Below are 18,859 nucleotides of genomic sequence, written 5' to 3'. Positions count from 1 at the left end.
GATGAGTAAGATGAAAAGATGGATTGTGAAAGGCGCGTTGATCGCCAGTGCGGTGTGGGGCCTGACGGCCGCGCAGGCCTTGACGATTCAGGAGGCCCGAGGCATCGCGGTCGGAGACAGCGATGCGCGTGTGCAAGCCTTGGCCCAAGTGGTGGCGCAGGGCGATGAAAAAACGGCGGTTTACCTGCAGGCGCTGTCGGACGATGTCGTCAAGATCAGCAAGGACCAGGTGATCATGGTCCGCGATGGCCAAGGCACAGACCCGGTCACGGGCCAATCGGTGCCTGTGCCCGACGATGCCGAAGATGTGATGCTGAACAACCGCCTGCGCGGCGAACTCGACACCGCCTTGGCAGCGCTCAAGTTGTTCAGCCCCGATGTGAAGGTGCGCCGCTTGGCCGCCTTGTCGCTGCTCAAAGAGCCCGACGCCAGCCGTGCGCCGCTCCTGAACAAGGCCCTCGACGCCGAGCAGGACGAGACCGTCAAGAGCTTGGTGCGCCAGGCCCGTGCCGCAGCGCTGCTGGGCAGCAGCGTGGCCCATGACCGTTTGCTGGCCGCCCAAGAGCTGGCCGCCAGCCAACAACCCGAGACCTTGCTCTTGCTCAACCAGCGCATGGCTGAGGAAGAAGACCCTGCGGTCAAAAAACAAATTCAGACCGCATTGGCCACGGTGCAACAAAGCCTGCGTTGGGGCGAGCGTCTGGGCACTTTGTTCACCGGTGCCAGTTTGGGCTCCATCTTGCTGCTGGTGGCGCTGGGCTTGGCCATCACCTATGGCCTGATGGGCGTGATCAACATGGCCCACGGCGAACTGATGATGATTGGTGCCTACGCCACCTATGTGGTGCAAGTGTTGTTTCGCCAATACCTGCCGGGCGCGTTTGATTGGTATTTGCTGGCGGCTGTGCCCTTGGCGTTTCTTTCGTCGGCCCTGGTGGGCGCCGTGATGGAGCGCACCGTGCTCAAACATTTGTACGGCCGCCCGCTGGAAACACTTCTGGCCACCTGGGGCATCAGCTTGGTGCTGATGCAAGGCGTGCGCAGCCTCTTTGGTGCGCAAAACGTGGGTGTGGAAAACCCCTCGTGGATGAGCGGCTCGCTGGCCTTGCTTCCCAATTTGCAGCTGCCTTGGAACCGTTTGATCATCGTGGCCTTTGCGGCCGCCGTTTTGGTGGGCATGGCCTTGCTGATCGGTAAGACCCGTCTGGGCCTTTTTGTGCGTGGCGTCACGCAAAACCGCCCCATGGCTTCGTGCATGGGCGTCAACACTGCCCGCATCGACACCTATGCGTTTGCGCTGGGCTCGGGCATTGCGGGCTTGGCCGGCTGCGCCCTCAGCCAAGTGGGTAACGTTGGCCCTGACTTGGGCCAGAGCTACATCGTGGACTCGTTCATGGTGGTGGTGCTCGGCGGCGTGGGCCAGTTGGCGGGCACGGTCTATGCCGCGCTGGGCTTGGGCTTGGTCAACAAGTTGCTCGAAGGTTGGACCGGCGCTGTACTGGCCAAGATCTGCGTGCTGGTGTTCATCATCATCTTCATCCAGAAGCGCCCCCAAGGCATCTTCGCGATGAAGGGTCGCAGCGCCGAAGCGTGAAAAGGGGCATGAACATGACGAAATTCTCATTACCCCAAGCCGCCCCTTTGCTCACCCGCAAGGCCTGGTCGGTGTTCTTGCTGGCGCTGATCGTGGTCGGTGTCTTGGCCCCGGTGTTCAACCTGCTGGTGCCTGCAGGCAGCGCTTTCCATTTGAGCGATTACGCCATCGCCTTGATCGGCAAGATCATGTGCTACGCCATCTGCGCCCTGGCCATGGACCTGATCTGGGGTTACACCGGTATCTTGTCGCTGGGCCACGGCTTGTTCTTCGCTTTAGGCGGCTATGTGATGGGCATGTACCTCATGCGCCAGATCGGCCAAGACGGCAACTACAAAAGCAACTTGCCCGACTTCATGGTCTTTCTGGACTGGAAAGAGCTGCCTTGGCACTGGCTGCTGTCGGACAGCTTCATCGCTACCTTGCTCTTGGTGGTGCTGGCGCCGGGCCTGATCGCCTTCGTGTTCGGCTACTTCGCTTTCCGCTCGCGCATCAAAGGGGTGTATTTCTCCATCATCACCCAGGCCATGACCTATGCGGCCATGCTCTTGTTCTTCCGCAACGAGACCGGCTTTGGCGGCAACAATGGCTTCACCGACTTCAAGCGGATATTGGACCTGCCGATTGCCACCCCTGGCATGCGCATGGTCCTGTTCGTCATCACCGGCTTGACGCTGCTGGGTTTTTACTTGTTCTCGCGTTGGTTGGTGGGCAGCAAATATGGCCGCGTGCTGATGGCCATCCGTGATGCCGAAACGCGTGTGATGTTCTCGGGCTATTCGCCACTGCCCTACAAGCTGAGCATCTGGGTCATCTCGGCCGTGATGTGCGGCATTGCGGGTGCTTTGTATGTGCCGCAAGTGGGCATCATCAACCCCGGCGAGATGAGCGCTGCCAACTCGATTGAGATCGCCGTGTGGGCCGCTGTGGGCGGTCGTGGCACCTTGATCGGACCGATTGTGGGGGCCTTCTTGGTCAACGGTGCCAAGAGCTGGCTCACCGTCACAGCGCCAGAATTTTGGCTCTACTTTTTGGGTGCGCTGTTCATCGCGGTGACCTTGTATTTGCCGCAGGGCGTGGTGGGCTTGGTCGCCAAGATCAAGTCCAAGACTTTGACGAAAAAAGGCGGTGCTGCATGACGCCCGATCTCTTGCAAAAAGGCGCCCAGCGTGTGGCCGAGCACGCCAAGCTGGTGAGCCAAGCCACCGAGTCCGGTGGCCGCAGCGCAGGCTATGGCCGTGTGGTGCAAGACGCAGCACAAGTGGACGTGACCCACGGCCGCATCTTGTACCTCGAAGACGTGAGCGTGAGCTTTGACGGCTTCAAGGCCATCAACAAGCTGTCGCTCGACATCGCGCCCGGTGAGCTGCGCTGCATCATCGGCCCCAACGGCGCGGGCAAGACCACGATGATGGACATCATCACCGGCAAGACCCGACCGGACGAAGGCAGCGTGTTCTTTGGCAGCACCATCGATTTGCTGCGCCACAACGAGCCCGAGATCGCTCAGCTGGGCATTGGCCGCAAGTTCCAAAAGCCCACGGTGTTTGAACACCTCACAGTGTTTGAAAACCTGGAGCTGGCTTTGAAGACGAACAAAGGCGTGAAGGCCTCGATGTTCTTCAAGCTCGATTCAGCGCAGTCAGACCGCCTGGCCGAAGTGCTGCACACCATCCATTTGGCAGGCAGCGTCAGCACCTTGGCCGGTGTGCTCAGCCACGGCCAAAAACAGTGGCTGGAGATCGGTATGCTGCTGATGCAAGACCCCAAGCTCTTGCTGCTGGACGAACCCGTGGCCGGCATGACCGACCATGAAACCGAACGCACCGCCGAGCTGTTTTTGACGCTCAAGGGCAAACACTCGCTGATGGTGGTGGAGCACGACATGAGCTTCATCCGCACCATCTCGGACATCGTCACCGTGCTGTGCGACGGCTCGGTGCTGGCCCAAGGCACGCTCGACCAGGTGCAGGCCGACGAGCGGGTGATTGAAGTTTATTTGGGACGTTGACCATGCTTGAAGTCAAAAACATTCAACAGTACTACGGCGGCTCCCACATCCTGCGCGATGTGAGCCTGAGCGCAGCACAAGGTCAAGTCACCGTGCTGTTGGGCCGCAACGGGGTGGGCAAGACCACGCTGCTCAAAAGCCTGATGGGCCTGGTGCCGATCAAAAGCGGCAGCGTATCGCTGGCCGGCCAAGACATCACCAGTGCCAAACCCTATGAACGCGCCGCCGCAGGCATTGGCTACGTGCCCCAAGGCCGCGAAATCTTTGCCCGCCTCACGGTGGAAGACAACCTGTTGATGGGCTTGGCCACCCAGCCGGGCGGCACGCCCATACCGCCCGAGTTGTTTGAGTTGTTCCCAGTGCTCAAGCAGATGCTGCACCGCCGAGGCGGTGACTTGTCAGGCGGTCAACAACAGCAGTTGGCCATCGCCCGCGCCTTGGCCGCCAAACCGCGTTTGCTGATCTTGGACGAACCCACCGAAGGCATCCAGCCCAGCATCATCAAAGACATCGGCCGCGTGATCCGCCAACTGGCCGACGTGGGCCTGCAAGGCCAGCGCATGGGTGTTTTGCTGTGCGAGCAGTACTACGACTTTGCCGAAGAACTGGCCGACCAGTACCTGGTGATGGAGCGCGGCGAAGTGATCGCCCGCGGGCCGGGCAGTGAGATGAAGGCGAAGAGCATTCAGCAGTTGGTGGCGATTTGAGGGGGCGATTGCACATCGCAACCATCAACACTGCACATTCACTTGTCGGAGCTCAAGCCGCCGACCTGCACATCTTGGGTAGGTCGGTGGCTTGAGCTCCGACATGCTCTGCGTGACATCACAGATTCCAAAGCCTGGGCACAGTACCGCTCATGCCCCACATCTCATGCCGCCACGCGGCCCACACTTGCCGCAGCAGCTGCATGGCGGGCTCGGTCACAGGCGACAGTACGCGCAGCACGATGACCTGTGGGTGCGGCGCGGTGGCGCCTGCCATGAGGCGCAATTCTGACGCTTCGAGCAAGTCACGTGCAACCGCCAAGGCGCGGTCTGAGCGCTCTGCGGCGATGGCGCTGCCCGCTGCAAACACCAGCGTGGCCATGCAGCGCTGGCCTGCTAGTCCCAAAGGGCTGTTCATCAATCGGTTGTCGCTGGCGCTGATCGTGCCGCGCTCCAGCCATACACCTGGAATTTCCATGTGCTGGCGAAAGCTGCCTTGGACAAAGGGCAAATCGGCGGCGGGCAGGCCCAGCGCCGTGATGTCCCAGGTCATCATTTCAGCCCCGGCTGCCAAGTCGAACACCGCGCGGTTGAGGCCGTCGCAACCGTTGTATGCAATGGCTTCCAGCGGCAACCATTCCAGCCTTGCATCGGCCTCGACACGCGCATGCACTTGTTGCGTGGCCAGGCCTGCATCAGAGCGGTAAAAGCGGGTGGCGCCGGGCGTGGTGACCAGACCATGCGCGCCAGAGCCCACGGTGACGGTCATGTCGAGTGTGTCACCACCCACCAGGCCGCTGGGCGGGTGCACCAGCACGTTGTGGCAGACCGCATCGCCTTCGGGGTAGAGGCTTTGCAAGATCCGCAGCGGGCCCTTGTGCGTGTAGCGGGCCACGCTGCGATCGGATTCCTGCGTGTAGTCCAGGCTCAGGCTGGCGTGCCAGGTCATCCCGTCAGGCGCTCCAAAATCACTCGCCTTGCGAGCCGCGGTGGGCCCAAGCGGTGGTGTGCTTTTCGATATAGCTGAACAGTTCGTACATCACCATGGCCATGGCACCCACGACCACCAAGCCTGAGAAGGCCAAGCCCATCTGCATGGCCGAGCCCGCCGAGATCAGCAGGTAGCCAATGCCTTCGTTCGAGGCGGTCATCTCAGACACGGTGGTGCCCACAAAAGCCAGTGTGATGGCGACTTTGAGCGAGCCATAAAAGTAAGGCATGGAGCGGGGCAGGCCGACTTTGACCAGCACGTCCCAGCGCTTGGCGCCCAACACGCGGAGCACGTCTTCGAGCTCAGGCTCGAGCGTGGCCAAACCCGTGGCGATGTTCACCATGATCGGGAAGAAGCTGATGAGGAATGCCGTCAAGATGGCGGGGCCGATGCCGATGCCAAACCACACCACCAAGATCGGCACGAAGGCCGCTTTGGGCAGGGCGTTGAAGGCGGTCATGAGCGGGTACACGGCGGCATAAGCCAGGCGCGAGCTGCCAATGATGAAGCCCAAGAGCACACCCACCACGATGGCGATGCCAAAGCCCACCATGGTCACCCAGAAGGTGCGCCAGGCGTGGCCTGCGATCACGTCGCGGAACTCGATGGTTTGCTGTGCGATGCGCGAGGGGCTGGGGAAGACGAATTCCGACACGTTGAAGGCGCGGCACAGTCCTTCCCAAATCAGGATGCTGAGGACCAGCAAAACCCAGGGGGACCAGCGTTCCAGTGTTTTTTGTTTCATGTGCGTGGCTCCCGTTTATTGGTTGATCGTGGCGCCGGTCTTGCGCATGGCACCGATGTGGCCGCGCAGCTCGTGAACGATGTTGGTGAATTCTGGGGTGTAGGTGATCTCCAGGTCGCGTGGGCGCGGCAGGTCGATCTCTTTTTTCACGACAAAGCGGCCTGGGCTCTTGCTCATCACATAGACCGTGTCGGCCAAAAAGACCGATTCGCGCAGGTCGTGCGTGACCAAAATCACGTTGAACTTTTGTTCGGTCCACAGGTCGCGCAAGATGCACCAGAGTTCTTCACGGGTGAAGGCGTCGAGCGCACCAAAGGGCTCGTCGAGCAGCAGCATTTTGGGTTCATGAATCAAAGCGCGGCAGATGCTGGCGCGTTGTTGCATGCCGCCTGACAGTTGCCACGGAAACTTGTCTTCGTAACCGGCCAAGCCCACGGTGTTGAGCAATTTGCGGGCGCGTTCGACGTACTCGGCCTTCTTTTGCTTGAAGTTGGAGCGGTAGGGCTCAACGATCTCCAGGGGCAGCAGCACGTTGTCCAGCGTGGTGCGCCAGGGCAGCAATGACGAGGCCTGAAAGGCCATGCCGCTGATCTTGAGCGGGCCGGTGACGGGTTGGCCATCCACCAGGATGCGGCCTTTGCTGGGCATTTTCAGGCCGGTGGTCAGCTTCATGAAGGTCGATTTGCCGCAACCCGAGGGGCCGACGATGGCGATGAATTCGCCTTGCTTGACCTGCAGGTTGATGTCTTCCACCGCGAAGTGGTTTTGCGCCAGCAACTCGTCGTTGTAGGCCAGCCAGACATTCTGGAAATCAACGAATGCGTCTTGGGACATGGTGTGAACTCGGGAAATGGTGTTCGAACGTGTATACAAATGAGGCCCAAACAAACCGCAGCTCGGGGCTGCGGTTGTGGGTGGGCGGTGGCTGGTGTTCAGCCGCGCCGGCCCGATCCGTGATCAGACCGGATGCAGATCACTTCTTGCCCTTGGGCAGGATGTCCAGCTCTTTGGCAGTGGGCAAGAAAGAGCCGTTCCAGATGTCTTCGGCTTTGACGCGTGTTTTGGTGTTGAACGCGTCGGACACTTGGGATGCCATCAGTGTCAAGCGTGGGCCGCTGACTTGGCCAAAGCCTTCTTCGCGAGCCGAGGGGCTGTTGATCACGGTGTCGATGGCCAGCTTCAGGCGGCGGGTTTCCAGTTCCACGTTGATGATGCCGTCGCGGGCCTTGACGGTTTCAATCGCCTTGGCAGGATCGGCCATCACGTCTTTGGCGCCTTTGCTGAACGCGGACAGGAAGGCTTTCACGGCCGCTGGGTTTTCCTTCAGGATCTTGGGCGAAGCGATGATGGCATTGCCATACAGCTTCACGCCGAAATCGGGGTACTGCATCACGACCACGTCTTCGGCTTTCACGCCACGCGCTTCGATGTTGAGCAGGGAGGTGAAGGTGAAGCCGGTGATGGCGTCCACGTCACCACGCACCAGCATGGTTTCACGCAGCGGTGGGTCCATGGCGGTCCAGGCCACGTTGCCAATGCCGTTGGCTTTCTGGAAGATGGGGAAGGCGCGGCGACCCGCGTCAAACACAGGCGCGCCCAGCTTTTTGCCAGCCAGGTCGGCGGGGGTCTTGATGCCGGACTTCTTCAAAGCCATGACCGATGCGGGCGTGTTGTTGTAGACCATCATGATGGCCACAGGCTTGTTGGGCGCATCGGGGTTGTTGGCGTGGAACTCCATCAGGGCGGCCAGGTCGGCAAAGCCCAAGTCGTAAGTGCCCGAAGCCACACGGGTGACCGCGCCACCCGAACCGTTACCGGAGTCCACGGTCACGTCCAGCTTGGCATCCTTGAAGTAACCCTTGGCCACAGGTTGCAAGAAGAAGGCCGATGGGCCTTCAAAGCGCCAGTCGAGTTGGAATTTGATGGGGGTGGTTTGGGCTTGTGCAGTGCCGAAAGCGGCAACGGCAGCCAACGCGGCGGTGGCCTTGAGTAAGAAACGTTTGTTCATGAGGAGCTCCTGGGTCAAATAAACGGTGAATCTTTTCTAGCAAATTCAATGCCCATTATTGACCACACGCCTGACGCCCCATGTCAGGTTGATCCCCTAGAAATCCCCGTTATTGGTGCGAACTCACTGGGATTTATGCACCAAAACAGGGCTTTCTGGAGCGCAGTGCCTCAAGCGTTGGCGCAGGCGACGGCCAAAGCCGTCATGTTCAGCACGCGGCGCACGGTGGCTGCGGGCGTCAAGATGTGCGCGGTGGCCGCCGTGCCCATGAGGACTGGCCCCACCGTCACGCCGCCACTGGTGGTGGTTTTCATGACGTTGTACAAAATGTTGGCCGCGTCCAGGTTGGGGCAGACCAGCAGGTTGGCCGAGCCGGTCAGGGTGCTGTCTTCGATGTAGGCGCTGCGGATCTCGGGCTGCAGGGCCGCATCACCGTGCAGCTCGCCATCGCACTCGATGTCGGGGTGCTGCGCCACGAACAGGTCACGCGCCAAGCGCATCTTGCGGGCAGACGCCCGCTTGGACGAGCCATAGCTCGAATGCGAGAGGAAAGCCACCTTGGGCACGATGCCAAAACGCTGCACTTCTTGGGCGGCCATGAAAGCGATTTCGGCCAGTTGCTCGGCGCTTGGGTCTTCCTGCACATAGGTGTCTGTGATGAAGAGCGGCCCTTGGTTGGTCATCAGGGCGTTCACGGCGGCATAGTTGCCCACACCGGCGCGCTTGCCCAGGATGGCGTCGATGCGCTCCAAGTGCGTCATGTAAGTGCCGGCCAGGCCACAGATCATGGCGTCGGCGTCACCGAGCGAGACCATCAGTGAGCCGATGATGGTGTTGGAGCGGCGCACCGCAGCCTTGGCCACGGCGGGCGTCGCGCCGTTGCGCTTCATCAGTGCGTGGTAGTGCTCCCAGTATTGACGGAAACGCGGGTCGTCTTCGGGGTTCACGTTGTCCACGTCCACCCCCAGGCGCATGCGCAGGCCAGCTTTTTCGATGCGGGCGGTGATGACCGAAGGGCGGCCGATCAAGATCGGGTGGGCCAGTTTTTCGTCGATGGCCATTTGGGCCGCACGCAGAGCTCGGTCGTCTTCGCCGTCGGCATAGGCCACGCGCTTGGCGCTGTGGGGCACGGCCTTGGCGGCGTTGAAGATGGGGCGCATCAAGAGGCCGGTTTGCGAGACAAAGCTTTGCAGCTGCTGGCGGTAGGCATCCATGTCGGTGATCGGGCGCGTGGCCACGCCCGAGTCGGCCGCAGCTTGGGCCACGGCGGGCGCGATGCGCAAGATCAGGCGCGAGTCAAACGGCTTGGGGATCAGGTAGTCGCTGCCAAAGGTCAGGTCTTGACCGGCGTAAGCGCTGGCGACTTCTTCGCTGATGTCGGCCTTGGCCAAGTCCGCGATTTGGCGCACGCAGGCGAGCTTCATGGCCTCGGTGATCTTGGTGGCGCCGCAGTCGAGTGCACCACGGAAGATGTAGGGGAAGCACAGGACGTTGTTGACCTGGTTGGGGTAGTCCGAACGGCCCGTCGCAATGATGCAGTCGGGGCGTGCGGCTTTGGCCAGCTCGGGACGGATCTCGGGCTCGGGGTTGGCCAGGGCCAGGATGATCGGCTTGTCGGCCATGGTCTTGACCATCTCCACCGTCATCACGCCGGGGGCCGAGCAGCCCAGGAACACGTCAGCGCCCTTGACCGCGTCGGCCAAGGTGCGGTCTTCGGTCTTTTGCGCGTAGCGGGCTTTGGACTCGTCGTAACCGCCGGGGCGGCCTTCGTAGATCACGCCTTTGGAGTCACACACAAAAATGTTGCTGGTCTTGACGCCCAAGCCCACCATCACGTCCAGGCAGGCGATGGCGGCAGCGCCTGCGCCCGACACGGCCACTTTGACTTGGCCGATGTCTTTGCCCACCAGCTCCAGACCGTTCAACATGGCAGCGGCCGAGATGATGGCGGTGCCGTGCTGGTCGTCGTGGAAGACCGGGATGTTCATGCGCTCGCGCAGCTTCTTCTCGATGTAGAAGCACTCGGGGGCTTTGATGTCTTCGAGGTTGATGCCGCCCAAGGTGGGCTCCATGCTGGCGATGATCTCGACCAGCTTGTCGGGGTCGCGCTCGGCCAGCTCAATGTCGAATACGTCGATGCCGGCGAACTTCTTGAACAGACCGCCTTTGCCTTCCATGACCGGCTTGCTGGCCAGTGGGCCGATGTCGCCCAGGCCCAGCACGGCGGTGCCGTTGGTGATCACGGCCACCAAGTTGCCACGCGAGGTGTATTCGTGGGCTTTGGACGGGTCGGCGGCGATGTCGAGGCAGGGGTAAGCCACGCCGGGTGAATAGGCCAGCGACAAATCGCGCTGGTTGGACATGGGTTTGGTGGGGTTGACCGAAATCTTGCCGCGTGTGGGGTAGCGGTGGTAGTCACGTGCGGCGTCGCGCAAGGCTTGTTCGGCGGGGGAGAGGTTGTCGCTCATCTTGGTTCCAACGGAGAGGGGATTACTTCTTGAGCGTAACCCATTTGTAACTCGGTTTGGATGGGGATTACCTCACCAAAAAGCAAAAGGCCAAGCACTTGGCTTGGCCTTTTGAGGATGTGATTTTTAGGAACCAGCCCTGCCGGCGATCAGCGCAGCAGAGCGCTTGCAGGGCAAGCGCCTACAGGGACTGGCGCTGGCTCAGTGCGAGTCGGCTTGTTTGGCAGCTTCGATCGCTTCGCTGCTGTCACCCTTGGAGCCGTTGAAATACAGGTTCAAGATCACCGCGCTGATGGAGGCCAGCAAGATGCCCGACTCGATCAGCGGGTGGATACTGTGGGGCATCCACTGCAGGTAGCGCGGGGCGATCAGCGGGATCATGCCAAAGCCAATTGAGATGGCCACGATGAACAGGTTGTTGCGGTTGCCCTTGTAGTCCACGTTGGCCAGGATGCGGATACCGGTGGCAGCCACCATGCCGAACATCACCAAGCCCGCACCACCGAGCACAAAGGTGGGCAGCGACTCGACCAGGGCCGCCATTTTGGGCAGCAAACCCAGCACGATCAAGATCACGCCGCCTGCCACGCAGACGAAACGGCTTTTCACGCCCGTCACGCCCACCAGGCCCACGTTTTGCGAGAAGCTGGTGTAAGGGAAGGTGTTGAAGATGCCGCCAATCAAGGTGCCCAGACCGTCGGTGCGCAGACCGGCGGTGAGCATTTTTTGATCGACTTTTTTGCCCGTCAGATCGCCCAAGGCGAGGAACATGCCGGTGGACTCGATCATCACCACGATCATCACCAAGGTCATGGTCAGAATCAGGATCGGGTCAAAGACGGGTGCGGCGATTTCGAAGGGCAGCACCAGGTCAAACCAGCCGGCTTTGCTGACTTTGTCGAAGTTCATGAGGCCTGCAGCCGTGGCCACCACGCCACCGATCACAATGCCCAGCAGCACCGAAATGTTGGACACAAAACCTCGGGCGTACTTGGCAATCAACAAGATGGATGCCAACACGATGGCAGCAATGCCGATGTGCGAGAGCTGCGCGTACTTGGGGTTGGGCACAGTACCGACGATGTTCATGCCGGCAGGCACCGGGGGCACCGCGCCCGTGCTGGCCGCTTGTTTGGCGGCATCGAGCCAGGCCAGGTGTTCCGGGTTAGGGATGCTGGGCGCTGTGGGGCCGAAGGGGTTGCCAAAAATCCAGTTGATGCCCACACGCATCAAGCTGATGCCGATGACGGCAATGATGGTGCCGGTGACGACAGGCGGGAAAAACCGCAGCATCCGACTCACGATGGGCGCAATCAAGATGGAGATCACCCCCGCGCCAATGATGGCGCCAAAGATCAGCCCCGCGCCTTGAACGCCCGGGTTGTTGTTGGCCATGGCCACCATCGGGGCCACAGAAGCAAACGTCACGCCCATCATCACGGGGAGCTTGATGCCAAACCACTGTGTGGCACCCAGCGATTGGATCAGCGTGACCAAACCGCAGCAAAACAGGTCGGCCGAGATCAGCATCGCCACTTGTTCAGGGCTGAGTTTGAGGGCGCGGCCGACGATCAGGGGCACGGCCACCGCGCCGGCATACATCACCAGCACATGTTGCAGGCCCAAAGCGGCGAGCTTGCCATTGGGCAAATGCTCGTCCACGGGGTGGATGGTTGAACTCATGGAGGGGGCTCCTGAAAAGTAAACAGAGGTGAAAACAGCAAAGAAACTAAATGTGTGCTTCTTTGTGTTTCAAACTGTATACAAAATAGAATGCGATGTGGATGCGTGAAAACCCTGTACAGACCCAGGATGGGTGTTTTCAAACAAGTGACAGAAGGTCGTTGGCTCACTTTGGCATGCTTGGGCTTGGCTCTTCATTTTGGGGTGAGTCGTTCGCGTAACATCAGCGCTCACGCCATGGGCGTGACACCACCTGCCTTCGAGGCATTGGAGCCTCGCTCCTCGTATGCGCCGACAGGTTTCTCTTTTTATTCACGGAAGTCCTTTATGACCACCGCACGTCGCACCCTCCTCAAGGGCGCGGCAGCACTGGGCGCGCTGTCGGCCGCGTCCCCTGCTGTCATCGCTCAACCTTTTCTTTTTTCTCCCTCTACCGAGTTGATGCCCAAAGGCAAAAAGCGCCGCGTGGTCATCTTGGGTGGGGGCTGGGGTGGCTTGGCCACGGCGCGTCATTTGCGCGAGGACGCACCCGACCTGGAAGTGGTGCTGCTCGAAAAGAACCCGATTTTCTGGTCCTGCCCCTTGAGCAACAAATGGCTGGTGGATGTGGTGGACACCTCTTTTTTGGTGCACTCCTACACGGCTGCGGCTGAGCGCATGGGCTACACCTTTGTGCAAACCGAAATCACCGACATTGACCGCGACAAAAAGCGCGTGCACACCGCGCAAGGGTTTGTGGACTACGACTGGCTGGTGGTGTCCGCCGGTATTCGCGTGACGTATGAGCCTTGGTTTGGCAACGACCGCGCAGCGGCGGCCTACACCCAAAAGCATTTTTCCAGCGCCTATGTGCCCAGCTCTGAGCACTTGGCGCTCAAGCAAAAAATCAAAGGCTTCAAGGGCGGCACGTTTGTGATGACGCTGCCCCCGCCGCCACACCGCTGCCCACCCTCACCCTATGAGCGGGCTTGCCTGATGGCCGACCATTTCAAGCGCCACAAAATTCCGGCCAAGATTTTGATACTCGACCCCAAGCCGCGCATCATGCCCATTGGCGGCGGCTACCGCATGGCCTTTGACGAGCTGTATGACGACATCATCACCTACGTGCCCAATGCGGGCGTGAAGGAGCTGGACCCCTACAACAAGGTGGTCAAAACCATGGCGGGCGATTTCAAGTTCGACGACGCCATCTTCATGGGTCACCACCAAGCGGCCGATCTGGTCTGGAAGATGGGCGCCATTGGCAAAACCCCGGAGGGCAAACCCAGCACCTGGGCAGCGGTGCACCCGGAGTTCTACAACCTCAAGGACGACCCGAATGTGTTTGTGATCGGCGACAGCGTGGGCGCAGTGTCACCGCAGTTTGGCCATTACCCCAAGAGCGGCCATGTCGCCAACCGCATGGGCCGCAGCGTGTCGACTTACATCGCGCAGCAGTCCAAAAACCAAGCCATGAAGCCGGTCATCATCGACAACCTCTGCTACATGCTGGTCAACACTGAACCGCTCGAAGCGATCAGCGTGAAGTTCGACTACAAGATGGGCCCAGAAGGCCACATCCTGCAAACCGTGACCGACGACAACTTCCGCCGCCAAGCCCTGTGGCAAGAAGACTTGCAGTGGTACGGCAACATGGTGAAAGACTTCACCGGCGGCTGATCAGGCCAGCAAATCCAGCAGCGTGCGTGCCACCACCTTGGTGGCGCGGCGCACGTCTTCCAGCTGCACGCGCTCGTCGGCGCGTTTGGCGTGGCTCTCCAGCACGGTGCGGGGGCCTGCGCCGTAGATCACACCCGGAATGCCGCGTTCCACATACAGGCGCACGTCGGTGTACAGCGGTGTACCCACAGCCGGGATGGCTTGGCCGAACACGGTCTGGCCGTGTTTCTGAATGGCGTCCACCAGCGGCTGGTTGCCCGCCAGCGGCTTCATCGCGTTGGCCAACAGCAGGCGTTTGATGTCGACCTTGAGCGCTTTGCCGCCACGGGGTGGGTTGAAGCTTTGCGCTGCAGACTCGATGGTCTGGCGGATGGACGCTTCCACTTCGGCAGGGTTCTCTTCGGGGATCATGCGGCGGTCGAGTTTGAACACGACCTTGCCGGGCACCACGTTGGTGTTGGTGCCACCGCTGATTTGGCCCACGTTCAGATACGGGTGGGTGATGCCCTTGACGGACGAGGTCGTCTTTTTGTAGTCGGCGTTGAGCGCGTGCAGCGCGTTCAGGATGTGCACCGCGCCTTGCAGCGCGTCGGTGCCGCTGTCGGGGATGGCCGCGTGTGCCATCTCGCCTTGCACCGTCACTTCCATTTGCAGGCAGCCGTTGTGGGCGGTGACCACTTCGTAGCTGAAGCCCGCCGCGATCATCAGGTCGGGATGGGTGAGGCCTTGGGCCAGCAGCCAGCCGGGGCCCATCTCGCCGCCAAACTCTTCGTCGTAGGTGAAGTGCAGCTCCACGCCGCCTTTAAGGGGGGCGTTCAATGACTCGAGCGCGCGAGTGGCAAAGGTGAAGGTGGAAAAGTCTGACTTGCTCACGGCGGTGGCGCGGCCGTACATGGCGCCGTCTTGGACTTCGCCGCCATACGGATCGTGGGTCCAGCCTTCGCCGGGGGGCACCACGTCGCCGTGGGCGTTCAGGGCAATGGTTTTGCCCTCGCCATACTTGCGGCGCACGATCAGGTTGGTGATGGACTCGAGACCATAAGCCTTCACATCGGCTTGGGGCACGGCGTGTTTTTCGGCGTCAAAGCCCATGGGCGCGAGCAGCTCGGCGGTGCGCTCGGCGTGCGGGGCGTTGTTGCCGGGTGGGGTGTCGGTCGGCACCTGCACCAGCGCTTGCAGGAACTTGACCTGCTCGTCGAAGTGCGCGTCGATCCAAGCGTCGAGTTGTTGGTATTGCATTTCGGTAGCGCTCATGACTGCTCTCCGCCGGGCCGCCCCAAGGAGAGCAGGGCCCCCTCGGGGGGCAGTGAGTACACGAAGTGACGAACGTGGGGGTTCATGATTTTTCCTGTGAGAGTTGGTTCAAAACATGGGTGAAGGCGTCGACGCACAGCTGCATGTCGTCGCTGGTGGTGGATTCGAGCGGGTTGTGGCTGATGCCTGCGTTCTCGCCGCGCACGAACAGCATGGCTTGCGGCATGACTTCGTGCAGTTTCATCGCGTCGTGGCCCGCGCCGCTGGGCAGTTTGAACAGCGGCACACCTTGGGCGCTCACGGCGCGTTCCCAGCGGGCTTGCCATTCGGCGGCGCTGGGGGCTGCGGCTGCGCGCATGGTTTGCTCGGCGGTGTGTCGCACGCCTCGGCGCTCACAAATCGCTTGGAGCTGGCCCAGCACATCGGCTTCCAGCGCATCGCGCTGCGCGTCGGTGGGGGCGCGCATGTCCAGGCTGAAGGCGCAGCGGCCGGGCACCACGTTGATCGAGCCACCGGGCACATTCAGCTGGCCGATCGTGGCCACCGAGTCGCCGTCTTGGGCGGCGCGTTGCTCCATGTACAGCGCCAGTTCGGCCACTGCGCAGGCCGCGTCGCGGCGGCGGTCCATGGGGGTGGTGCCGGCGTGGCTGGCGGTGCCGATGACCTCGCACAGGTAACGCACGCTGCCGTTGATCGACGTGACCACGCCCAGCGGAACGTTCACTTCGTTGAGCACCGGGCCTTGCTCGATGTGGACTTCGACAAAGCCCAGGTACTGCGCCGGGTCGCGCTGGATCTTGGGGATGTCGTCCACACACAGGCCCGCATGCTGCATGGCCGTGCGCATGGTGATGCCGTCGGCATCTTGCTGGTCCAGCCATTCAGGCTTGAAGTCGCCAATCAGTGCGCCCGAGCCGAGGAAAGTGGCTTTGTAGCGCTGGCCTTCTTCTTCGGCAAAGGCCACGACCTCGATGCCAAAGGGCAGGCGTTTGCCCAGCTGGTGCAGCTGCTGCACGCAGGCCATGGGCACAAAAATGCCCAAGCGACCGTCGTACTTGCCGCCGTTGCGCACGGTGTCGTAGTGACTGCCCGTGAGCAGGTATTTGCCGCCCGCTGTGGCCGGGTGGAAGCGGCCCACCACATTGCCCACGGCGTCGGTGTAGACCTCGTCAAAACCGCAGTCGCGCATGTTTTGCGTGATGCGCTGCGCGCAGGCGCGGTGCGCGTCGGTCAAATAGGTCACCGTCAGCTGGCCGTGTTCCGCAAAGCCAGGGTCAGAGTGTTGGGCCAACTTCTCTTGCCAGTCCCAGACCTGATGGCCCAGCGTGGGCTCCACGCCAAACTTGTCGTTCAAGCGGATCTCCACGATGCGGTGGATGTTGCGCAGGCACTCGGCCAGCTCAAACTCGGGGTGGCCGTGCAGGCGGCGCTCGAAGGCGTCGATGATCTGCTGCTTGTTGTAGCCCACGCCACGCGGGCCGCGCACCGCCAAGATGAAGGGCCAGCCGAACTTGGCGTTGTAGTCGGCGTTGAGCTTTTGGATCTTGGCGAACTCGTCGGGCGTGCAGTCGGTCAGGCCCGCTTTGGTTTGCTCGTTCGTCGATTCGGCCGTCAGTGTTTTGCTGACCATGGCTTTGCCGGCCAGCTCGGGGTGGGCACGGATCAGGCCCAGCTGCGCGTCGCGCCCAGCATGCGCCAGCACCTCGCACATGGCGTGCTTGAGGTGGGCCAGCGATTTGAAGGGGCGCTCGTTGAGCGCCTGCTCGGCGATCCAGGGCGAGTGCTCGTAAAGCCCGTCGAGCATTTGCGCGGCGTCTTCGCGGCTGGCGCTGTTGAGTTGTTCAAGGGTCAAGGGCATGGTGTGTTTCCGCGCTTGTTTTCAGATGTGAATGTTTTTGTAGGAGCCAGTCCTGCTGGCGATTCAGCGCTTGCAGGCTCACAAGTTGTTGCTTGCCGGGCATGCGCCTACAAGGCGTCAGCCGGCATAAGGGTGTGTGGCTTTCCAGTGCCGCGCGATGTCGATGCGCCGCGCCACCCAGACTTTGTCGTGCGACTGGATGTGGTCCAAAAAGCGTTGCAGCGCCGTGATGCGACCTGGGCGACCCAGCAAGCGGCAGTGCATGCCAATGCTCATCATCTTGGGGGCGTTGTCGCCATTCGGGTCACCTTCGGCATAGAGCGCGTCAAAGGTGTCTTTCATGTACTGGAAAAACGGGTCGGCGTGCGAGTAACCCTGAGGCAGCGCAAAGCGCATGTCGTTGCAGTCCAAGGTGTAAGGCACGATGAGTTGCGGTGCATCGGTGCCGTCTGACTTGCGCACCTTCATCCAAAAGGGCAGGTCGTCGCCGTAGTAGTCGCTGTCGTATTCAAAGCCGCCAAAGTCGGCCACCAGGCGGCGCGTGTTGGGGCTGTCGCGCCCGGTGTACCAGCCCAGAGGGCGTTCACCTGTCAACTTCTGAATGATCTCCATCGCCTCGGCCATGTGGGCACGCTCGGTGGCTTCGTCGACATTTTGGTAATGGATCCACTTGAGCCCGTGGCAGGCGATGTCGTAGCCCAGTTCTTGGAAGGCAGCGGTCAATTCGGGGTGCTTTTGCAGCGCGGTGGCCACACCAAACACCGTGAGCGGCAGGCCGCGTTTTTCAAACTCGCGCAGGATGCGCCACACGCCCGCGCGTGAGCCGTATTCGTAAATGCCTTCCATGCTGATGTGCCGCTCAGGAAAGGAGGCTGGGTTGAACATTTCAGACAAGAACTGCTCGGAGCCTGCATCGCCGTGCAGCACCGAGTTTTCGCCGCCTTCTTCGTAGTTCAAGACAAACTGCACGGCCACGCGGGCGCCGCCCGGCCATTGGGCATGGGGCACATGGCGGCCGTAGCCTTGCAGGTCGCGGGGGTAGGGGAGTGTGGAGTCGTAGGTGCTCATGGCGATGTTCGGTGCAGAGGCTCAGGCCAAGGCCAAAGCGATGTCGTGGGTGGGGACTTTGCGGTCGAAGGTCAGGCTTTCTTCCACATGCAGCAAATGCTCGTGCATCAGTTGCACCGCTTTGTCGGAATTCTTGGCTGCCAGCGCAGCCACGATGGCTTCATGTTCATCGGTGGAATGTTCGGCCTCGTTGCGCGACTGGTACATCAGCGTGATCAGGGCGCAGCGCGAGATCAGCTCGCCCAGCACCTGGGCCAGCACATGGTTGCCCATCAGCTCGGCCATGCGCACATGGAAGTCGCCCAGCAGCTCGGTGCGACCGGTCACATCGCCCTGGCTCACGGCTTCGCGCTCTTGCTTGATGTGTTCTTTCAAGGCGGTGATTTGCTCAGGCGTGACTTGACCCACAAAAGCCCGCGTCATTTCCGCTTCGAGCATGCGGCGCACCGCAAACACCTGCTGGGCCTCTTCCACCGATGGGGCGGCCACAAAAGCGCCACGGGCCGGTTCGAGTTTGATCAGTCGGTTTTGCGAGAGCTGGAACAGCGCCTGGCGCACCAGCGTGCGCGACACCCCAAAATGGTCGGCCAGCTTTTGCTCGGCCAGCTTGGAGCCGGGCAAAAGTCGGTGTTCAACGATCGCCCGTGTCAGGGACTCGACGATGTGGTGGGTGGTGGAAGTTTCCATGTCTCGGAGGGCCTCAGGGGCTGTTTTTCGAAATGATAGCCACTAAAAGCAAAATTGTATACACTTCGGTCGACCGGATTGGGCCATGCCCAAAGACCTTTCAAAAACCCCTTGATAAGCGAG

At 61.2% G+C, this 18,859-nt stretch carries 15 protein-coding genes; 5 read left to right on the top strand and 10 right to left on the bottom strand.

Annotation, left to right across the window (positions count from 1 at the left end):
* Window positions 1-10 precede the first annotated feature (10 nt).
* Genes urtB through urtE form a run of 4 tightly spaced genes read left to right on the top strand, consistent with a single transcriptional unit; the run spans window position 11 to window position 4,312 of the window.
* The gene (gene urtB, locus QLQ16_RS10590) at window positions 11-1,594 is read left to right on the top strand and encodes an urea ABC transporter permease subunit UrtB (RefSeq protein ID WP_283224660.1); all 1,584 of its coding nucleotides are present in this window, start codon (window positions 11-13) and stop codon (window positions 1,592-1,594) included.
* Between the two features lie 14 nt (window positions 1,595-1,608).
* Complete coding sequence (urtC, locus tag QLQ16_RS10585) at window positions 1,609-2,733, top strand: urea ABC transporter permease subunit UrtC (protein WP_283224659.1); 1,125 nt, start codon at window positions 1,609-1,611, stop codon at window positions 2,731-2,733.
* Entirely contained in the window at window positions 2,730-3,605 is an 876-nt protein-coding gene (gene urtD, locus QLQ16_RS10580) for an urea ABC transporter ATP-binding protein UrtD (protein ID WP_283224658.1), read from the top strand. Before urtC ends, urtD begins: the two co-directional genes overlap by 4 nt.
* A gap of 2 nt (window positions 3,606-3,607) precedes the next feature.
* Window positions 3,608-4,312 carry an urea ABC transporter ATP-binding subunit UrtE gene (gene urtE / locus QLQ16_RS10575; RefSeq protein WP_283224657.1) on the top strand — a complete coding sequence of 235 codons (705 nt, stop codon included), beginning with the start codon at window positions 3,608-3,610 and terminating at the stop codon, window positions 4,310-4,312.
* Window positions 4,313-4,430: 118 nt separating this feature from the next.
* Here the strand turns inward: urtE and QLQ16_RS10570 are convergent, their stop codons facing one another.
* The 6 genes from QLQ16_RS10570 to QLQ16_RS10545 all read right to left on the bottom strand — a co-directional run bounded on the left by QLQ16_RS10570 (window position 4,431) and on the right by QLQ16_RS10545 (window position 12,207).
* Entirely contained in the window at window positions 4,431-5,261 is an 831-nt protein-coding gene (locus tag QLQ16_RS10570) for an urease accessory protein UreD (RefSeq protein ID WP_283224656.1), read from the bottom strand.
* A gap of 19 nt (window positions 5,262-5,280) precedes the next feature.
* Window positions 5,281-6,048: an ABC transporter permease gene (locus QLQ16_RS10565; RefSeq protein WP_283224655.1), complete on the bottom strand. Its 768-nt coding sequence runs from the start codon at window positions 6,046-6,048 to the stop codon at window positions 5,281-5,283.
* A 15-nt stretch (window positions 6,049-6,063) separates the two neighbouring features.
* On the bottom strand, window positions 6,064-6,882 hold the full coding sequence (locus QLQ16_RS10560) for an ABC transporter ATP-binding protein (RefSeq protein WP_283224654.1): 819 nt from the start codon (window positions 6,880-6,882) through the stop codon (window positions 6,064-6,066).
* 139 nt (window positions 6,883-7,021) lie between these two features.
* Window positions 7,022-8,056, bottom strand: coding sequence for an ABC transporter substrate-binding protein (locus QLQ16_RS10555; RefSeq protein ID WP_283224653.1), 1,035 nt, complete (start codon window positions 8,054-8,056; stop codon window positions 7,022-7,024).
* A gap of 170 nt (window positions 8,057-8,226) precedes the next feature.
* Window positions 8,227-10,524, bottom strand: coding sequence for an NADP-dependent malic enzyme (locus tag QLQ16_RS10550; protein WP_283224652.1), 2,298 nt, complete (start codon window positions 10,522-10,524; stop codon window positions 8,227-8,229).
* Between the two features lie 201 nt (window positions 10,525-10,725).
* Entirely contained in the window at window positions 10,726-12,207 is a 1,482-nt protein-coding gene (locus tag QLQ16_RS10545) for a nucleobase:cation symporter-2 family protein (RefSeq protein WP_283224651.1), read from the bottom strand.
* Window positions 12,208-12,534: 327 nt separating this feature from the next.
* Between QLQ16_RS10545 and QLQ16_RS10540 the strand changes: the two genes are divergently transcribed.
* Window positions 12,535-13,869, top strand: a complete 1,335-nt coding sequence (locus QLQ16_RS10540; protein ID WP_283224650.1) for an FAD-dependent oxidoreductase — start codon at window positions 12,535-12,537, stop codon at window positions 13,867-13,869.
* Here QLQ16_RS10540 and QLQ16_RS10535 read toward each other — a convergent pair whose 3' ends face one another.
* The 4 genes from QLQ16_RS10535 to QLQ16_RS10520 all read right to left on the bottom strand — a co-directional run bounded on the left by QLQ16_RS10535 (window position 13,870) and on the right by QLQ16_RS10520 (window position 18,736).
* Window positions 13,870-15,123, bottom strand: coding sequence for a M20 family metallopeptidase (locus tag QLQ16_RS10535; RefSeq protein ID WP_283224649.1), 1,254 nt, complete (start codon window positions 15,121-15,123; stop codon window positions 13,870-13,872).
* Window positions 15,124-15,205: 82 nt separating this feature from the next.
* On the bottom strand, window positions 15,206-16,981 hold the full coding sequence (gene uraD / locus QLQ16_RS10530; protein WP_283224648.1) for a 2-oxo-4-hydroxy-4-carboxy-5-ureidoimidazoline decarboxylase: 1,776 nt from the start codon (window positions 16,979-16,981) through the stop codon (window positions 15,206-15,208).
* Between the two features lie 117 nt (window positions 16,982-17,098).
* Window positions 17,099-18,049, bottom strand: coding sequence for an allantoinase PuuE (gene puuE, locus QLQ16_RS10525; protein ID WP_283224647.1), 951 nt, complete (start codon window positions 18,047-18,049; stop codon window positions 17,099-17,101).
* Window positions 18,050-18,070: 21 nt separating this feature from the next.
* Window positions 18,071-18,736, bottom strand: a complete 666-nt coding sequence (locus tag QLQ16_RS10520) for a GntR family transcriptional regulator (RefSeq protein WP_283224646.1) — start codon at window positions 18,734-18,736, stop codon at window positions 18,071-18,073.
* Between the last annotated feature and the right edge of the window lie 123 nt (window positions 18,737-18,859).

The organism is Limnohabitans lacus (assembly GCF_030053395.1).
Classification (GTDB): Bacteria; Pseudomonadota; Gammaproteobacteria; order Burkholderiales; family Burkholderiaceae_C; genus Limnohabitans_A; species Limnohabitans_A lacus.
This window is presented reverse-complemented; position numbering and strand designations above follow the sequence as displayed.

Excerpts from the sequence above, each read along its gene's own strand:
- QLQ16_RS10535 (WP_283224649.1), bottom strand. The coding sequence starts at position 15,123 with ATGAGCGCTACCGAAATGCAATACCAACAACTCGACGCTTGGATCGAC.
- urtE (WP_283224657.1), top strand. The coding sequence starts at position 3,608 with ATGCTTGAAGTCAAAAACATTCAACAGTACTACGGCGGCTCCCACATC.
- urtB (WP_283224660.1), top strand. The coding sequence starts at position 11 with ATGAAAAGATGGATTGTGAAAGGCGCGTTGATCGCCAGTGCGGTGTGG.
- QLQ16_RS10560 (WP_283224654.1), bottom strand. The coding sequence starts at position 6,882 with ATGTCCCAAGACGCATTCGTTGATTTCCAGAATGTCTGGCTGGCCTAC.
- QLQ16_RS10540 (WP_283224650.1), top strand. The coding sequence starts at position 12,535 with ATGACCACCGCACGTCGCACCCTCCTCAAGGGCGCGGCAGCACTGGGC.
- QLQ16_RS10565 (WP_283224655.1), bottom strand. The coding sequence starts at position 6,048 with ATGAAACAAAAAACACTGGAACGCTGGTCCCCCTGGGTTTTGCTGGTC.
- QLQ16_RS10570 (WP_283224656.1), bottom strand. The coding sequence starts at position 5,261 with ATGACCTGGCACGCCAGCCTGAGCCTGGACTACACGCAGGAATCCGAT.
- urtC (WP_283224659.1), top strand. The coding sequence starts at position 1,609 with ATGACGAAATTCTCATTACCCCAAGCCGCCCCTTTGCTCACCCGCAAG.
- QLQ16_RS10520 (WP_283224646.1), bottom strand. The coding sequence starts at position 18,736 with ATGGAAACTTCCACCACCCACCACATCGTCGAGTCCCTGACACGGGCG.
- urtD (WP_283224658.1), top strand. The coding sequence starts at position 2,730 with ATGACGCCCGATCTCTTGCAAAAAGGCGCCCAGCGTGTGGCCGAGCAC.
- puuE (WP_283224647.1), bottom strand. The coding sequence starts at position 18,049 with ATGAGCACCTACGACTCCACACTCCCCTACCCCCGCGACCTGCAAGGC.
- QLQ16_RS10545 (WP_283224651.1), bottom strand. The coding sequence starts at position 12,207 with ATGAGTTCAACCATCCACCCCGTGGACGAGCATTTGCCCAATGGCAAG.
- uraD (WP_283224648.1), bottom strand. The coding sequence starts at position 16,981 with ATGCCCTTGACCCTTGAACAACTCAACAGCGCCAGCCGCGAAGACGCC.
- QLQ16_RS10555 (WP_283224653.1), bottom strand. The coding sequence starts at position 8,056 with ATGAACAAACGTTTCTTACTCAAGGCCACCGCCGCGTTGGCTGCCGTT.
- QLQ16_RS10550 (WP_283224652.1), bottom strand. The coding sequence starts at position 10,524 with ATGAGCGACAACCTCTCCCCCGCCGAACAAGCCTTGCGCGACGCCGCA.